The sequence below is a fragment of the Cellulosimicrobium sp. EB106-03-01-XG111 genome (assembly GCF_058792115.1).
In genome coordinates, this window is sequence record NZ_JBYTEQ010000009.1 from 37 (window position 1) to 15,698 (window position 15,662).

Genomic DNA, 15,662 nt, shown 5'->3' on the forward strand with positions numbered 1-15,662 from the left:
CACCCCCCCCCCCCCCCCCCCCCCCCCCCCCCCCCCCCCCCCCCCCCCCCCCCCCCCCGCGCCCGTCCGGGTGCCGGGCCGCGGCTCCCAGCAGGTCACGGCACGATCACGGTGCGATCACGACCCGGTCGCGGCGCCCCTGGCCGGGCGGCCGCGCGGTGCGGCGAAACCGAACGTTTACGTCCGGGCGGCCCTTGTCACGCCGGCGTAACGCGGCGACACCGCCGGGGAAACCCGCCCGCACCACCGTAGTCCCCGACCGGCCGCCCGGCCGGCGAGGGGAGATGATCCGATGGAGTGGGACACCGGGGCGACCGCGTGGATGCTGACCTCAGCATCCCTCGTGCTCCTGATGACGCCCGGACTGGCGTTCTTCTACGGCGGCATGGTCCGCGCCAAGTCCGTGCTGAACATGATGATGATGTCGTTCGGCGCGATGGCCGTCGTGGGCGTCGTCTACGTGCTGTGGGGCTGGTCGATGTCCTACGGCGAGGCCGGCACGGGTGGCCTGTTCGCCAACCCGTTCGCGCAGTTCGGCCTCAAGGGGGCGATCACGGACGCCGACGGCAGCGCCGTCGCGAGCACGCTCGGCAACTACCCGAACGTGGTCGACATCGCGTTCCAGGTGACGTTCGCGATCATCACGGTCGCGCTCATTTCGGGTGCGCTCGCCGACCGCGTCAAGTTCGGCACGTGGCTGACGTTCACGGCGATCTGGGTCACGGTCACGTACTTCCCGCTCGCCCACATGGTGTGGGGCGGCGGCTTCCTCTCGGCCAACGAGAACGGTCTCGCCGCGAAGGTGTTCGGGGTGACCGACGGCGCCGCCACGGTCGCGCCGATCGACTTCGCGGGCGGCACCGTCGTCCACATCAACGCCGGTGTCGCGGCGCTCGTGCTCGCGCTCCTCATCGGCAAGCGCAAGGGCTTCGGCACCGAGCCGATGCGCCCGCACAACCTGCCGTTCGTCATGCTGGGCGCGGCGCTGCTGTGGTTCGGCTGGTTCGGCTTCAACGCGGGCTCCGCGTTCGGCGCGAACGAGACGGCCGGCCTCGCCTGGATCAACACCACGAGCGCCACGGCGGCCGGCATCATCGGCTGGCTCGTCACGGAGAAGATCCGCGACGGTCACGCCACGTCGCTCGGCGCGGCGTCCGGCGTCGTCGCGGGCCTCGTGGCGATCACGCCCGCGGCCGGCGCGCTCAACCCGGTCACGTCGATCGTCCTGGGCCTCGTCGCCGGCGCGCTCTCCGCGCTCGCGGTCGGCCTGAAGTACCGCTTCGGCTACGACGACTCGCTCGACGTCGTCGGCGTCCACCTCGTCTCCGGCCTCTGGGGTACCGTCGCGATCGGCTTCCTCGCGACCGACACGGGCCTCTTCTTCGGGGGCGGCGCGCAGCAGCTCGTCGTCCAGGTGCTCATCGCGCTCGTCGCGATCGTCTTCACCGCGATCACGACGACGGTCATCGGCCTGATCCTCAAGGTCACGATGGGCTGGCGCGTGAGCGAGGACGCCGAGGTCGGCGGCATCGACCTCGCGGTCCACGGCGAGACGGCGTACGAGTCCATCCAGCAGGGCAGCGTCATCAGGGAGGTGCGGGCATGAAGCTCGTCACGGGAATCATCCAGCCGCACCGGCTCGACGACGTGAAGTCGGCGCTCGAGGCCGCGGGCGTGCGGGGCATGACGGTCAGCGAGGCCAGCGGGTACGGCCGTCAGAAGGGCCACACCGAGGTCTACCGCGGGGCCGAGTACACGGTGGACCTGGTCCCCAAGGTCCGCATCGAGGTCCTCGTGGACGACGCCGACGCCACCGCGGTCACCGAGGTGATCGTCAAGGCGGCGCAGACCGGCAAGATCGGCGACGGCAAGGTCTGGACGGTGACCGTGGACGACGTCGCCCGGGTGCGCACGGGCGAGCACGGCCCCGGCGCCCTGTGAGGAGACGGACCATCGGATGACTCACCACGCCGACACCCCGACCACGGGCGGGGTCGCAGGGGGATCGGCGGGGCGCCCGGCAGGGCCGGGAGAGCACGGCACGCAGGTCCCGCACCTCGAGGGGGTGCGGGACCTGCGTGCGCGGATGCTCGACGTCGCGCGGTCCATGAGCGGACCCGGCCGCAGCGGGGTCGCGCGCCGCGCCGCCGTCGTCGACCTCGTCACGTCCTCGCTCGCGAGCCTCTGGCTCGACGCGACCGACGGCGTCGCGCCCGAGGGGCTCGCGCTCGCCGCGGTCGGGAGCCTCGGGCGGGGCGACATGGGCCCCGCGAGCGACCTCGACCTCGTCCTCGTCCACGACGGTCGTACCCATTCCCCGGACGAGGTCGCCCACGTCGCCGAGCGGCTCTGGTACCCGCTGTGGGACGCGGGCGTCGACCTCGACCACGCGGTGCGCTCCCTCTCGCAGTGTCGCCAGGTGGCGTCGAAGGACGTCCCCGCAGCCGTCGGGTGGCTCGACGTGCGCGCGGTCGCGGGGGACGCGCTCGTCGTGCACCGCGCCTCCTCCGCGGTGCTCACCGACTGGCGGTCCGCCTCGCGCCGCCGCCTGCCCGACCTGCTCTCCTCGACCCGCGAGCGCGCCGAGCGGTCCGGCGAGCTCGCGTACCTCATCGAGCCCGACCTCAAGGAGTCGCGCGGCGGCATCCGGGACGCGGTCGTGCTCTCGGCGCTCGCGGCGACGTGGCTCACCGACCGCCCGCACGGGTCGGTCGACCGCGCGCACGCCCACCTGCTCGACGTCCGCGACACGCTCCAGGTCGTGACTGGTCGGCACACGAGCCGCCTGCTGCTCGCCGACCTCGACGAGGTCGCCGCGCTGTCCGGGTACGACGACCCCGACGAGCTGCTCGCGAGCCTCGCCGCGGCGGGCCGCGAGATCTCCTACGCGCTCGACACCACCGTCCGCCGGGCGCGGCAGGCGCTCCAGCGGCCGTCGGTCGCGCGCCGCCCGGTGCTCGTGCGGGGACGACGCGCGGCGCCACGGCTGCGGTCGGTCGGCGACGGGCTCGTCGAGCACGACGGCGAGCTCGTGCTCGCCGTGGACGCCCACCCGGAGGCGGACCCGCTCCTGTCGCTGCGCGCCGCGGCGACGGCGGCCCGCACGGGGCTGACGCTCTCGCCCGTCTCCGTCGCCAGCCTCGCGCGCTGCCCCGCCCTGCCGGAGCCGTGGCCGCGCGCCGCGCGGTCCGCGTTCCTCGCCCTGCTCGGGTCCGGTCAGGCGCAGGTCGCGGTCTGGGAGGCGCTCGACCTCGCGGGCGTCGTCACGACGTGGATCCCCGAGTGGGCGGGCGTGCGCAACCGGCCGCAGCGCGCCGCCGTCCACCGGCACACCGTCGACCGGCACCTCGTCGAGGTCGTGGCGCGCGCCGCGCGCGCCCGCAAGGAGGTCGAGCGCAGCGACCTCCTGCTGCTCTCCGCGGTCCTGCACGACATCGGCAAGCGCGCCGGAGCCGTCGACCACTCCGTCGAGGGCGCGCGGCTCGTGCCCGCGATCCTCGGCCGCATGGGGTTCGAGCCGGACGTCGTGGCCGACGTCGAGCGCCTCGTCCGCCACCACCTCACCCTCTCGCGCCTGGCCGTGAGCGAGGACCCCGACGACCCGGCGACGGTCGCGGAGCTCGCGGACGCCGTCGACCACCGCGCCGACCTGCTCGTGGTGCTGCGCGCGCTCACGGAGGCGGACGCGTCGTCGCTCGGCCCGAGCGCGTGGACGGCATGGCGCGCGCGCCTCGTGGACGACCTCGTGGGGGAGACGCTCCGCGCGCTGGGCGCCGTGCCGGGGGGACCGGGCGCCGCCGGGTAGGCTGGACCCTCGCGGACGGCCCGTCCCGTGCCCGCCCCACGTCTGCCGGGGAGCGGGGACGACGGAGGGCCGACGCGCACGAGACTTCCGACGACTGGTGAGGATGACGCGGTGTTCAACACGCTGTCGGACCGACTGACTTCGACCTTCAAGAACCTGCGTGCGAAGGGCCGGCTGTCCGAGGCGGACATCGACGCGACGATCCGGGAGATCCGGCGCGCGCTGCTCGACGCCGACGTCGCGGTGCCCGTCGTGCGCGAGTTCAGCGCGACGGTGCGCGAGCGCGCGCTCTCGTCCGAGGTCTCGGGCGCGCTCAACCCGGCGCAGCAGGTCGTCAAGATCGTCAACGAGGAGCTCGTCGGCATCCTCGGCGGCGAGAGCCGCGGGCTGCGGTTCTCCAAGACACCGCCGACCGTCATCATGCTCGCGGGCCTCCAGGGTGCCGGAAAGACGACGCTCGCGGGCAAGCTCGCCCTGCACCTGCGCGAGCAGGGGCACACGCCGCTCCTCGTCGCCGCCGACCTGCAGCGCCCGAACGCCGTCACCCAGCTCTCGGTCGTCGCCGAGCGCGCCGGCGTCCCGGTGTTCGCGCCGCACCCCGGCAACCAGAGCGGCGTCGAGGTCGACGACGTGATCGGCGACCCGGTCGCCGTCGCGCGCGAGGGCGTCGAGACGGCGCGCCAGCGCCAGCACGACGTCGTCATCGTCGACACCGCGGGCCGCCTCGGCCTGGACGCCGTCCTCATGCAGCAGGCGTCGGACATCCGCGACGCCGTGCAGCCCGACGAGGTCCTGTTCGTCATCGACGCGATGATCGGCCAGGACGCCGTCGCGACCGCGAAGGCCTTCGAGGAGGGCGTCGACTTCACGGGCGTCGTGCTCACGAAGCTCGACGGCGACGCGCGCGGCGGTGCCGCGCTCTCCGTCCGCGGGGTCACCGGCCGCCCGATCCTCTTCGCCTCCACGGGCGAGAAGCTCACCGACTTCGAGGCGTTCCACCCGGACCGCATGGCGTCGCGCATCCTCGACATGGGTGACGTCCTCACGCTCATCGAGCAGGCCGAGAAGGCGTTCGACGCCGAGCAGGCCGCGAAGATGGCCGAGAAGGTCGCCACGGGGCAGGACTTCACGCTCGCGGACTTCCTGGTGCAGATGCAGCAGATGAAGAACATGGGCTCGATGAAGAAGATGCTCGGCATGCTGCCCGGCATGGGCCAGATGCGCGAGGCCATCGAGAACTTCGACGAGCGCGAGGTCGACCGCATCGAGGCCATCATCCGGTCGATGACCCCCGCGGAGCGGGACAACCCGAAGATCATCAACGGCTCGCGGCGCGCGCGCATCGCGCGCGGCTCCGGCGTGACGACGAGCGACGTCAACCAGCTCCTCGAGCGGTTCGCCGGCGCGCAGAAGATGATGCGGCAGATGAGCCGCGGCGGCGGGATGCCGGGCATGCCGGGCATGGGCAGCCTCCCGGGCATGGGCGGCAAGAAGGCCCGGGGCCGCCAGGCGCCGCAGCGCAAGGTCAAGGGCAAGTCGGGCAACCCGGCGAAGCGCGCCGCGCAGGAGCGCGCGGCCGCCGCGCGCGCGGCGGGGGAGCTCACCGGTCCCGCGGCGCCGTCGGGCTCCGCGTTCGGCGTCGGGCCCACGGACGCGCCGCCGTCCGCCACCCCGGACGACCTGCAGCTGCCGCCCGGGTTCGAGAAGCTGCTCGGCGGCCGCTGAGCCGCGGCCGTCCCGGACGGCCGCCCGCGCCCGGGTGCGACCCGCAGCCGCCCGGGCGCTAGGTTATGTCCGTGGCACCGCCCGGTGCCGCACCGCGCCCCCGACCGGGCCGTCTCCCGTCCCGTCCGTCCTCACCCAGGAGCCGCATGTCCGCGCTGGAAGGCCCCACGCTGCACGTCCGCGGCCACGTCATCGTCGGCGACGACCGCGAGGTGGGCGACCTGTGGGTCAAGGACGGGCGGATCAGCCTCACGCGGCCGTCGGCGCAGGGCACCAACATGGTCGAGCTCGAGGGCTGGGCCCTGCCCGGCCTCGTCGACGTGCACTGCCACGTGGGTCTGGGCGCCCAGGGCGCCGTCGACGCGACGACCGCGCAGGAGCAGGCGCTGACGGACCGCGACAGCGGGGTGCTCCTGGTGCGCGACGCCGGATCGCCGCTCGACACGCGGTGGGTGCACGGCCGTCGTGACCTGCCGCGCCTCGTGCGCGCGGGGCGCCACCTCGCCCGGCCCAAGCGCTACCTGCGCCACTACGGGCTCGAGCTCGACGACGTCGCCCAGCTCCCCGAGGCCGTGCGCCGCGAGGCGCGCCAGGGCGACGGGTGGGTCAAGATCGTGGGCGACTGGATCGACCGCGACCTCGGCGCCGAGGGTGACCTGCGGCCGCTGTGGCCCGACGACGTCCTCGCCGAGGCGGTCGCGGCCGCGCACGCCGAGGCCGCCCGTGTGACCGTTCACGCGTTCTCCGACGAGGTGATCCCGTCGCTGCTCGCCGCGGGCGTCGACGGGATCGAGCACGGCACGGGGATCCACCCCGACCTCATGTACGAGATCTCCGAGCGGGGCGTCGCGGTCACCCCGACGCTGCTGCAGATCGGGCAGTTCGAGAACATCGCGCGCCAGGCCGACGCCCGCTACCCGGTGTTCGCGGCGCGTATGCGGCGCCTGCACGAGCGGCGGTACGAGCAGGCGCGGGCGCTGTACGAGTCCGGCATCCAGATCCTCGTCGGCACCGACGCGGGCGGGACGATCGGGCACGGTCGCCTCGCCGACGAGTGCGCCGAGCTCGTCGCGGCGGGCATCCCCGACGCCGCGGTCGTCGCGGCCGCGAGCTGGCAGGGCCGGGAGTACCTCGGCTACACGTCGCTCGTCGAGGGCGCGTCGGCCGACTTCGTCGTCTACCCGCAGGACCCGCGCCAGGACGTCGGCGTCCTGCGCGCCCCGACCGCCGTCGTGCTGCGCGGCGAGATCGTGGCGCCCGCGGGCTGACGGCGCGACGGTGAAGGTCAGCGCGCGGGGACAGGTGCCGGGTCGCCGGTCTTCCCCGCAGCGGTGGACTTGACGTAGCGCACCGTGGGCCCGAGCCGGTCGACCGCGCCGGCGAGCGGGGCGGCGAGGTTCCGGAAGAAGGCCGGCACGAGGACGACGCTGGCGCCGCGTGCCGTGACGAGCTCGACGTCGCCGTCCTCGTCGACGCCGGCGAGGAGGACGTCCTGGTGGCGGATCGTGTACGTCGCACCGGGGTCGGCGAGGACGAACCGGTCCTCGAGGAGCCGGACGCTCGATCCCCTGGCCGGGGAGAAGAGCCGGGCCTTGTGGCGGGAGCCCCCGCGGCGCGGGACAGGGGTCGTGTCGTCGAGGAGCGACACCGCGGCGAGGCGGTCCTTCGCGAGCCGCGCCAGCGCCTCGTCGTGCGGGGCGTGGCCCGCGGGGAGGCAGACGAGGAGGGTGCTGCGGAGCTCCGCCAGCACGGACGCGACGGCTCGGCCGGACACCAGCGGGAGTCGTTCGCTCACCTCGCCGGGCGGGGAGGCCGCGAAACCACGCAGCTCGTAGGACGCCGCGAGGTCGAGCCACCAGGCGTGGGAGGCCACGAGGTCGAGCTCGTTCGCGAGCACCGCCCGGGCGCGCTCCAGCTCGTCGGGACCCGGCCCGGAGACCGCGAGGCGTTCGAGGACGTCCAGGGCGGTGACGAGGACGTCGCACACCCGCTCGGGTCCTGGATCGGCCGCGATCGTCAGGACGTCGCGGACGTCGTCGATCTGGACCGCCATCGACTGGACCGTGTAGACGTCTCCCTGAGCCGTCCGCAGCGTCGCGTTGAGCGCCTCGGTGAGCACGGCGGTCGCGAGGATGCGGGTGGCGTCGTCGTGCTCCGTCGAGCACTCGCCGGACAGCACGAGCTCGTCGCTGCTGTGCTCGGCCCACGAGGGGCCGGGGAGCGCCGACGGAGGGTGCGGCAGCCGGGCGACCGGCGGCCCCGAGGGAAGCTCCAGGCGGAGGCCTTCCGGCAGGGGAGCGGTGCTCACGAGCACGGCGTTGTCCCGGTGGAACCACCGTGCGGCAGTCTCCCGTACCTCGTCGATCGTCCAGTCCATGAGCCGCGTGTGCGAGAGCGCGGCGACCCCGGTGCCAGAGACGGTCCGTAGCGGACCGTGAACGCGTCGTGCGCCGCGTACAGACTCTCGCGCCCGACCTCGGCGAGCACGGTCCGCCGTTCGAGGTCGACCTCCTCCGGCGTCACCGTGCTCAGCTCTCGGACCGCGCGGCACGCACGGTCGACGAAGTCGACGAGCTGGTCCGGCCGGCCGGTCGCGTAGAACGAGGTGGAACGCAGCGTCGACTCCGCGTTGTGGGGGATGTCGACGCGACCCACGCGGCGCATGACGAGGTGCTCCACCAGATGGGTGATGCCCACCGTCCGTGGGTCCATGTCCTGGAGGCCGACCCCGAAGAGGAGCGTCACGGTCGGGTCCGTGGCGAGGTCCGCCCAGAGGACGGGGACACCGTCGACGACGGTACGGTGGTGGGGGCGCTGCGGTGCGCCGTGGGGCTCGGCCATGCGGTTCCTTCTGACGGTCCGGGACCGGCCCCGGCGCCGCGCGGCGGTGGCCACGTGAGGCGGGACTCTACACCGTGGCCGGACGCTCGGGAGCGGGCGATGTTGGTCAGCGCCCGTACGGTCTGGCACAATGTCCCGGTACTCGGCGTGCCCCGGCCCCTCTCTCCGGCGCGTGCCGTGTCCTGAACCCCTTCCTCGTCCTGTCCCCACGGGACGATCGCGGGTTCGCCCGAACCAGAACCAGGAGAGACCACCACTGTGGCCGTCAAGATTCGTCTGAAGCGTCTCGGCAAGATCCGTGCGCCGTACTACCGTGTCGTCGTCGCCGACTCGCGCACCAAGCGCGACGGTCGTGTGATCGAGGAGATCGGCAAGTACCACCCCACCGAGGAGCCCTCGTTCATCGAGATCACCTCGGACCGCGCCCAGTACTGGCTCGGCGTCGGCGCGCAGCCGACGGAGCAGGTGCTCGCGCTCCTCAAGGTCACCGGCGACTGGCAGAAGTTCAAGGGCCTGCCCGGCGCCGAGGGCACGCTCAAGGTCAAGGGCGAGAAGGTCGACCCGACCGCCGCCATCGAGGCCGCCGCCGCGGACGCCGAGAAGGTCAAGGCCAAGGCTGCCGAGAAGAAGACCGAGGCTCCGGCCGAGGAGACCGCCGACGCGGCCGACGAGGCCGCTGCCGACGAGCAGGCCTGATGATCGCCGAGGCCCTCGAGCACCTCGTGCGCGGCATCGTGGACAACCCGGACGACGTCCGCGTGGCCACGAAGACGCTGCGTCGCGGTGACCTGCTCGAGGTCCGGGTGCACCCGGAGGACCTCGGCCGCGTCATCGGTCGCGGCGGGCGCACCGCCCGTGCCCTGCGCACGGTCATCGGCGCGCTCGCGACCGACGGGCCGGTCCGCGTCGACGTCGTGGACGTCGACCGCCGCTGAGGCCCGCACCGACGACGCCCCGCGAGGGGCGACGGGCAAGGCCCGGCCCGCCACCGGCGGCCCGGGCCTTCCTGCGTCCGCCGCCGGAGGACCGGCGCGCACCCGTCCCATCCAGCACCACACGAGGAGACACGACGATGGAGCTGACGGTCGCGCGCGTCGGCAAGGCGCACGGGCTGCGAGGCGAGGTCGCCCTCGACCTGCGCACCGACGAGCCGGAGGAGCGCCTCGCGGTGGGGGAGCGTCTGGAGACGCGACCCGCCGACGCCGGCCCCCTCACCGTCGCCACCGTGCGCGTCCACCAGGGCCGCTGGCTCGTCGGCTTCGAGGGCGTGCGCGACCGCACGGGCGCCGAGGCGCTGCGGGGCGTCGAGCTCGTCGTCGAGGTCGAGGCGTCCGACGAGGAGGACGCGTGGTACCCGCACGAGCTCGCCGGGCTCCGCGCCGAGAGCGCGGACGGGCGCGTGCTGGGGCGCGTCGAGGGCCTCGAGCACCTGCCCGCGCACGACGTGCTCGTGCTGCGCGAGCCGGACGGCGCCCGCACGCTCGTGCCCTTCGTCCGGCAGATCGTGCCCGTCGTCGACGTGGCCGGCGGCCGGGTCGTGCTCGACCCGCCGGGCGGCCTGCTCGCGTCGGACGCGGAGCGCCTGGAGGTCGCGGCGCCGAGCGCCGGCGACGCGGCGGACGCGCCCGGGCCGCAGGACGCCCCGGCCGACGGCGAGGCCTGACGTGCGGATCGACGTCGTCACGATCTTCCCCGACTACCTCGCCGCGCTGGACCTGTCGCTCGTCGGCAAGGCCCGCACGGCCGGGATCCTCGACCTGCGCGTCCACGACCTGCGCGACTGGACTTCGGACCGGCACCGCACGGTCGACGACACGCCGTTCGGCGGCGGCGCGGGGATGGTCATGCGCCCCGACGTGTGGGGGCGGGCGATCGACGACGTGTCCGGCCTCTCGGCCGAGGCGCCTGGGGGCGAGGCGAGCGCGGTGCACCTGGTCGTGCCGACGCCGTCGGGCGCGACCTTCACCCAGCGCACCGCGGAGGAGCTCGCGACGGAGGAGCACCTCGTCGTCGCCTGCGGACGCTACGAGGGCATCGACGCGCGCGTGGCGGAGCACTACCGTGCCGCCGGGATGCGCGTCAGCGAGCTCTCGATCGGCGACTACGTGCTCAACGGCGGCGAGGTCGCGGCGCTCGTGATGATCGAGGCCGTCGGGCGGCTGCTGCCCGGCGTCGTGGGCAACCCGGAGTCGCTCGTCGAGGAGTCGCACGGGGCGGCGGGGCTCCTGGAGTATCCCGTCTACACGAAGCCGCCCGTGTGGGACGACCTCGAGGTTCCCGACGTCCTGCTGTCCGGGCACCACGCCCGGATCCGGCGGTGGCGCCGGGACGAGGCCCTGCGTCGTACCGCCCGCCGCCGCCCGGACATGGTGCGCGCGCTCGACGTCGCGGCCCTCGACCGGCACGACCTGGCGGTCCTCGCCGAGGCCGGCTGGGACGTCGTCGACGGCCACCTGGAGCGCCCCGCCGACGACGCCCGCTGAGCCGGGCCGCGCGGCGCGGGCACGCGCGGTCGTCCGTGGCTGCCGCACCGACCCTCGGGTGTGGCAGAATGGTCGATCGGTGTGTGCCGCCCCGGACCTCTGCCACAGGGGAGCCCGCGCCCGATCCTCGGGCGGACTGGCACGACGGACCCGACGACCGCGAGGTCGTCGACCGTCCACGCGCAGCACGGCACACCCCACCGATTCGACGACGGCCCGGCCTGTCCGGGCCCACGAGCACGCGTCCGACCTGTGGCGGGCGAGGAGAAGCACCATGCACACGCTGGACAGCGTCGACGCAGCATCGCTGCGCAGCGACGTCCCGGAGTTCCGTCCCGGCGACACGCTCAAGGTCAACGTGAAGGTCGTCGAGGGCACCCGCTCCCGCGTCCAGGCGTTCCAGGGTGTCGTCATCGCCCGTCAGGGCAGCGGCGTCCGCGAGACGTTCACGGTCCGCAAGATCAGCTTCGGCGTGGGTGTCGAGCGCACGTTCCCCGTGCACTCGCCGTCCATCGATTCCGTCGAGGTCGTGACGCGCGGTGACGTGCGTCGCGCCAAGCTGTACTACCTGCGCGCGCTGCGCGGCAAGAAGGCGAAGATCAAGGAGAAGCGCGACACCGCGCCCAACCGCTGATCGGCTGTCGACCGACACCGCCGCTCCGCTCGTCCGACGGCGGCCGTCCCTCCCGGGGCGGCCGCCGTCGGCGTACCCGGTGCCGCCGTCCGCGGGCCGGTTCCGTTTCCCGGATCGCGGCCCGAGGTGGCATTGTGAACGCGTGACCGACAGCGCCCCGCCCCGCGGCCCGCAGCCCGACGCCGGCACCGAGCGCGCGGCGCTCGGCCCCGAGGACGACGGGCGCTCCCCGCACGGCCAGCACCTGGCGGCGGAGGGGGCGGAGAGCGCCCCGCGCGAGCGCCCGCGCAAGTCGTCGCTCCTGCGCGAGACCGCGATCATCGTGGTCAGCGCGCTCGTGCTCTCCTTGCTCATCAAGACGTTCCTCGTGCAGGCGTTCTTCATCCCGAGCGCCTCGATGGAGGACACGCTCGTCGAGGGCGACCGCGTGATGGTCTCCCGTCTCGTGCCCGGTGTGTTCGACGTGCACCGCGGCGACATCGTCGTGTTCAAGGACCCGGGCGGCTGGCTGCCGCCGCCGGAGCCCCAGGACGAGAGCCCGGTGTCCGAGGCCGTCCGTGCGGCGCTGACGTTCGTCGGCCTCCTGCCGCAGGACACGGGGGAGCACCTCATCAAGCGCGTCATCGGCGTCCCGGGCGACCACGTCGTGTGCTGCGACGCGGAGGGTCGCGTGAGCGTCAACGACGTGCCCGTCGACGAGACGTACATCAAGCCGGGTTCGATCCCCAGCCAGGACGCGTTCGACCACACGGTCCCCGCCGACATGCTGTTCGTCATGGGCGACAACCGGCAGAACTCCGCGGACTCGCGCTACAACACGGGCAAGCCCGGGGGCGGGTTCGTGCCGATGAGCAACGTCGTGGGCACGGCGTTCGTCAAGGTGTGGCCGTTGTCGCACGTCGGTCTGCTGCGCAACCCCGGCGACGTGTTCGCCGACGTCCCCGAGGTGGAGCCGTGACGCTCGACGCCGTCGCCCGGCCGGAGCCCGCGCGGGCTCCGGCGCGCCGGGCACCCGCGCGTCGTCGGCCCGACCTGCGCCAGGAGCGCGCCATGCTGCGCGACGGCGCGCGGCTCGTCGCCGGGATGGACGAGGTCGGTCGTGGCGCGCTCGCCGGGCCGGTGTCGGTCGGGGTCGTCGTCGTCGACCTCGCGACGAAGCCCTGCCCGCCCGGGCTCACGGACTCCAAGCTGCTCACCGCGGCGGCGCGCGAGGCGCTCGTGCCCCTCGCACGCTCGTGGTGCGTCGCGTGGGCCGTCGGCCACGCGGGTCCGGCCGAGATCGACGCGCACGGGATCGTGGGCGCGCTCCGGCTCGCGGGCCGCCGTGCGCTCGCCCAGGTGCGCCGGACGGTCGGCGACGTCGACACGGTCCTGCTCGACGGCAAGCACGACTGGCTGAGCCGCCCCTCGGCGGTGGACCTCTTCGAGGCGTTCGACCTCGACCCGCACGACGACGTCCGGCTCGTCGACCCGCGCGTGCGCACGCTCGTCAAGGCCGACCTGCAGTGCGCGTCGGTCGCCGCCGCGAGCGTGCTCGCGAAGACGGAGCGCGACGGCCTCATGACGAGCCTGGCGCGCCAGTACCCGGCCTTCGGGTGGGACCAGAACAAGGGCTACGGCGCGGCGGCGCACGTCGAGGCCCTGCGCGCGCACGGTCCGACGCCGCAGCACCGGCGGTCCTGGCGGCTGCCCGAGCGCGGTGACGAGGGCATCGACGTCCCGGCGTACGGCGACCCGGTCGACGTGCTCGAGCTCGACCCCGAGGCCGGTCTGCCGACGAGCTGAGCGGTGTCCTCCGACCGGTCCGGTGGCCGCCGATGGTCCATGATGGAGCCGTGAGCGCCGAAGACCTGGAGAACTACGAGACCGAGATGGAGCTCGCGCTGTACCGCGAGTACCGCGACGTGGTGGGGCTGTTCTCGTACGTGGTGGAGACCGAACGCCGTTTCTACCTGGCGAACCAGGTCGACCTCCAGGTGCGATCCGCCGCCGGTGAGGTCTACTTCGAGCTGCGGCTCGCCGACGCGTGGGTCTGGGACGTGTACCGCTCCGCGCGGTTCGTGAAGTCGGTGCGCGTCGTGACGTTCAAGGACGTGAACGTCGAGGAGCTCGCGAAGGCCGAGCTCCAGCTCTGACGCCCGTCGTGGCCGTGCACAGGACCGCTGCCTGACGGCGGCTCCACAGGCCGCCCGGCGCCCCTGGCGCCGCCCCCGCGCCCTGCCCCACGGTGGGCCGCGGAGGTGAGCCCATGGGAGCGAACGACGCCGTCGGGCGGTACGGGGAGAAGGTGGCCGCGGCCCACCTGGTCGAGGCGGGCTGGACGCTCCTCGACCGCAACTGGCGCGGGACGCGCGGCGAGCTCGACGTCGTCGCGCTCGACGGGGACGTGCTCGTGGCCGTCGAGGTCAAGACCCGGCGCGGCACGGGGTTCGGGCACCCGGCGCAGGCCGTCACGCCCGCGAAGCTCGGCCGCCTGCGCCGGCTCACGGGGGAGTGGCTCGCGACGCACGACGTCCGCGCCCGATCGGTCCGGATCGACGTCGTCGCGGTCCTCGTGGCGCGTGCCGGTGCGGCACGGGTCGAGCACCTCGTCGGGGTGAGCGCCTGATGGGGCTCGGGACCACGCGCGCGGTCGCGCTCGTCGGGCTCTCCGGTCACGTCGTCGAGGTGCAGGCCCACCTCGCGGCGTCCGTCCCCGGCTTCGTCCTCGTGGGGCTGCCGGACACCGCCCTGAGCGAGTCGCGCGACCGTGTGCGCGCCGCGGTGACCTCCTCGGGCATCGCGTGGCCCCAGCGCAAGGTCACGATCAACCTCTCGCCGGCGGCGCTGCCGAAGTCCGGGACGGGCTTCGACGTCGCGATCGCCGTCGCGCTGCTCGCCGGTGCCCAGGTGCTGCCCGCAGGTGCGGCGGACGGCGTCGTGCACCTGGGCGAGCTGGGTCTCGACGGCCGGCTCCAGCCCGTGCGCGGCGTCCTGCCGGCCGTGGCGGCCGCGGTCGCGGCCGGGTTCCCGGACGTCGTGGTGCCGGCGGCCGACGTGGCGGAGGCGCGCCTCGTGCCCGGTGCCCGGGTGGTCGGGGCGGCGAGCCTCGCGGACGTCGCGCGGCTCCACGGCGCGTCTCTCGAGGGCGCGGACGAGGTAGCGACGCCCGTCGTGGTCCCGCGGCCCGTCGTGCCCGTGGCCCGCCCCGGGGACCTCTCGGAGGTCGTCGGGCAGGACGAGGCGCGGCACGCGCTCGAGGTGGCCGCCGCGGGCGGCCACCACCTGCTCCTCGTCGGGGCGCCGGGCGCGGGCAAGACGATGCTCGCGTCGCGGCTCCCGGGGATCCTGCCGGACCTCACGGAGAGCGAGGCGGTCGAGGTCACCGCCGTCCACTCGGTGGCGGGGGTGTTCGACCCCGGCGCGGGGCTGGTCCACCGCCCGCCCTACGAGGACCCGCACCACACTGCGACGCCCGCCGCCATCGTCGGCGGGGGCAGCGGCCTGCCGCGACCCGGGGCCGCGTCGCGCGCGCACCGGGGCGTGCTCTTCCTCGACGAGGCACCCGAGTTCGGCGCCCGCGTCCTCCAGACGCTGCGCCAGCCGCTCGAGCACGGCGAGCTCGTCATCCACCGGGCGGGCGGGACGGCGCGCTACCCCGCGCGCTTCCAGCTCGTCCTCGCCGCCAACCCGTGCCCGTGCGGCCAGGGCGTCGGCAAGGGCCTCGCGTGCACGTGCTCGTCGGTGGCGCAGCGCCGGTACTTCGGGCGGCTCTCCGGGCCGCTCCTCGACCGCGTGGACGTGCAGGTCGAGGTCCGGCCGGTGACCCGGGTCGAGCGCGCGCGAGCAGCGGCCCCGGAGCCGAGCGCGGTCGTCGCGGCGCGCGTCGCCGCAGCCAGGGAGGCGGCCGCGTCCCGGCTCGGCGGCACGCCGTGGCGCACCAACGGCGAGGTGCCCGGCACGTGGCTGCGCGAGCAGCTCGGCCCCGACGCCGGCCTCCTGGCCGACGTGGACCGCGCGCTCGACCGCGGCACCCTGAGCCTGCGTGGCGCGGACCGCGTCCTGCGCCTGGCCTGGACCGTCGCCGACCTGGCCGGGCGCGCCGCGCCCACCCGGGCGGACGTCGGGACCGGGCTCGCGCTGCGCACCCGGGGCTACCGTGCCTGAGCGCGGCTCGGGCACCGGGGACGGACGC

Annotated in this window: 17 protein-coding genes; 15 read left to right on the forward strand and 2 right to left on the reverse strand. The window is 74.7% G+C overall.

Translation table 11 applies throughout. The features are described 5' to 3' along the window. Positions 1–292 precede the first annotated feature (292 nt). From AC3WT4_RS09550 to AC3WT4_RS09570, 5 genes are all read left to right on the forward strand, one after another. Complete coding sequence (locus tag AC3WT4_RS09550; protein ID WP_074809975.1) at positions 293–1,606, forward strand: ammonium transporter; 1,314 nt, start codon at positions 293–295, stop codon at positions 1,604–1,606. Continuing rightward, positions 1,603–1,941: a P-II family nitrogen regulator gene (locus tag AC3WT4_RS09555; protein WP_021483028.1), complete on the forward strand. Its 339-nt coding sequence runs from the start codon at positions 1,603–1,605 to the stop codon at positions 1,939–1,941. Before AC3WT4_RS09550 ends, AC3WT4_RS09555 begins: the two co-directional genes overlap by 4 nt. A gap of 16 nt (positions 1,942–1,957) precedes the next feature. Next, positions 1,958–3,805 carry a [protein-PII] uridylyltransferase gene (locus tag AC3WT4_RS09560; protein ID WP_492315331.1) on the forward strand — a complete coding sequence of 616 codons (1,848 nt, stop codon included), beginning with the start codon at positions 1,958–1,960 and terminating at the stop codon, positions 3,803–3,805. A gap of 111 nt (positions 3,806–3,916) precedes the next feature. Beyond that, entirely contained in the window at positions 3,917–5,530 is a 1,614-nt protein-coding gene (gene ffh / locus AC3WT4_RS09565; RefSeq protein WP_074809977.1) for a signal recognition particle protein, read from the forward strand. Positions 5,531–5,676: 146 nt separating this feature from the next. After that, complete coding sequence (locus AC3WT4_RS09570) at positions 5,677–6,798, forward strand: amidohydrolase family protein (RefSeq protein WP_400109762.1); 1,122 nt, start codon at positions 5,677–5,679, stop codon at positions 6,796–6,798. 17 nt (positions 6,799–6,815) lie between these two features. Here the strand turns inward: AC3WT4_RS09570 and AC3WT4_RS09575 are convergent, their stop codons facing one another. After that, entirely contained in the window at positions 6,816–7,907 is a 1,092-nt protein-coding gene (locus tag AC3WT4_RS09575; protein WP_492315332.1) for a peptidase M16 family protein, read from the reverse strand. Beyond that, complete coding sequence (locus AC3WT4_RS09580; RefSeq protein ID WP_492315333.1) at positions 7,835–8,371, reverse strand: hypothetical protein; 537 nt, start codon at positions 8,369–8,371, stop codon at positions 7,835–7,837. Before AC3WT4_RS09580 ends, AC3WT4_RS09575 begins: the two co-directional genes overlap by 73 nt. A gap of 258 nt (positions 8,372–8,629) precedes the next feature. On the opposite strand from AC3WT4_RS09580, the gene rpsP reads away from it, so the two are divergent. From rpsP to AC3WT4_RS09630, 10 genes are all read left to right on the forward strand, one after another. Continuing rightward, positions 8,630–9,067, forward strand: coding sequence for a 30S ribosomal protein S16 (gene rpsP / locus AC3WT4_RS09585; protein WP_021482888.1), 438 nt, complete (start codon positions 8,630–8,632; stop codon positions 9,065–9,067). Continuing rightward, a complete protein-coding gene (locus tag AC3WT4_RS09590) occupies positions 9,067–9,306 on the forward strand; it encodes an RNA-binding protein (protein ID WP_061268928.1) in 240 nt (79 codons plus the stop codon). Before rpsP ends, AC3WT4_RS09590 begins: the two co-directional genes overlap by 1 nt. Positions 9,307–9,443: 137 nt before the next feature. Then, positions 9,444–10,034 carry a ribosome maturation factor RimM gene (gene rimM / locus AC3WT4_RS09595; protein ID WP_492315334.1) on the forward strand — a complete coding sequence of 197 codons (591 nt, stop codon included), beginning with the start codon at positions 9,444–9,446 and terminating at the stop codon, positions 10,032–10,034. Between the two features lies 1 nt (position 10,035). Next, positions 10,036–10,854, forward strand: coding sequence for a tRNA (guanosine(37)-N1)-methyltransferase TrmD (gene trmD, locus AC3WT4_RS09600; RefSeq protein WP_074809981.1), 819 nt, complete (start codon positions 10,036–10,038; stop codon positions 10,852–10,854). Between the two features lie 274 nt (positions 10,855–11,128). Beyond that, a complete protein-coding gene (gene rplS / locus AC3WT4_RS09605; protein WP_074809982.1) occupies positions 11,129–11,488 on the forward strand; it encodes a 50S ribosomal protein L19 in 360 nt (119 codons plus the stop codon). A gap of 142 nt (positions 11,489–11,630) precedes the next feature. Further along, positions 11,631–12,446 (forward strand): signal peptidase I, encoded by an 816-nt coding sequence (gene lepB / locus AC3WT4_RS09610; protein WP_286185895.1) that lies wholly within the window; start codon positions 11,631–11,633, stop codon positions 12,444–12,446. Next, positions 12,443–13,273, forward strand: coding sequence for a ribonuclease HII (rnhB, locus tag AC3WT4_RS09615; protein WP_074809983.1), 831 nt, complete (start codon positions 12,443–12,445; stop codon positions 13,271–13,273). Before lepB ends, rnhB begins: the two co-directional genes overlap by 4 nt. Before the next feature lie 50 nt (positions 13,274–13,323). After that, positions 13,324–13,623, forward strand: coding sequence for a DUF2469 domain-containing protein (locus tag AC3WT4_RS09620; RefSeq protein WP_024840525.1), 300 nt, complete (start codon positions 13,324–13,326; stop codon positions 13,621–13,623). A gap of 113 nt (positions 13,624–13,736) precedes the next feature. Continuing rightward, positions 13,737–14,096 carry a YraN family protein gene (locus AC3WT4_RS09625; protein ID WP_021483325.1) on the forward strand — a complete coding sequence of 120 codons (360 nt, stop codon included), beginning with the start codon at positions 13,737–13,739 and terminating at the stop codon, positions 14,094–14,096. After that, positions 14,096–15,634 carry a YifB family Mg chelatase-like AAA ATPase gene (locus tag AC3WT4_RS09630; RefSeq protein ID WP_492315335.1) on the forward strand — a complete coding sequence of 513 codons (1,539 nt, stop codon included), beginning with the start codon at positions 14,096–14,098 and terminating at the stop codon, positions 15,632–15,634. The genes AC3WT4_RS09625 and AC3WT4_RS09630 overlap by 1 nt, the downstream gene beginning before the upstream one ends. Positions 15,635–15,662: the final 28 nt, after the last annotated feature.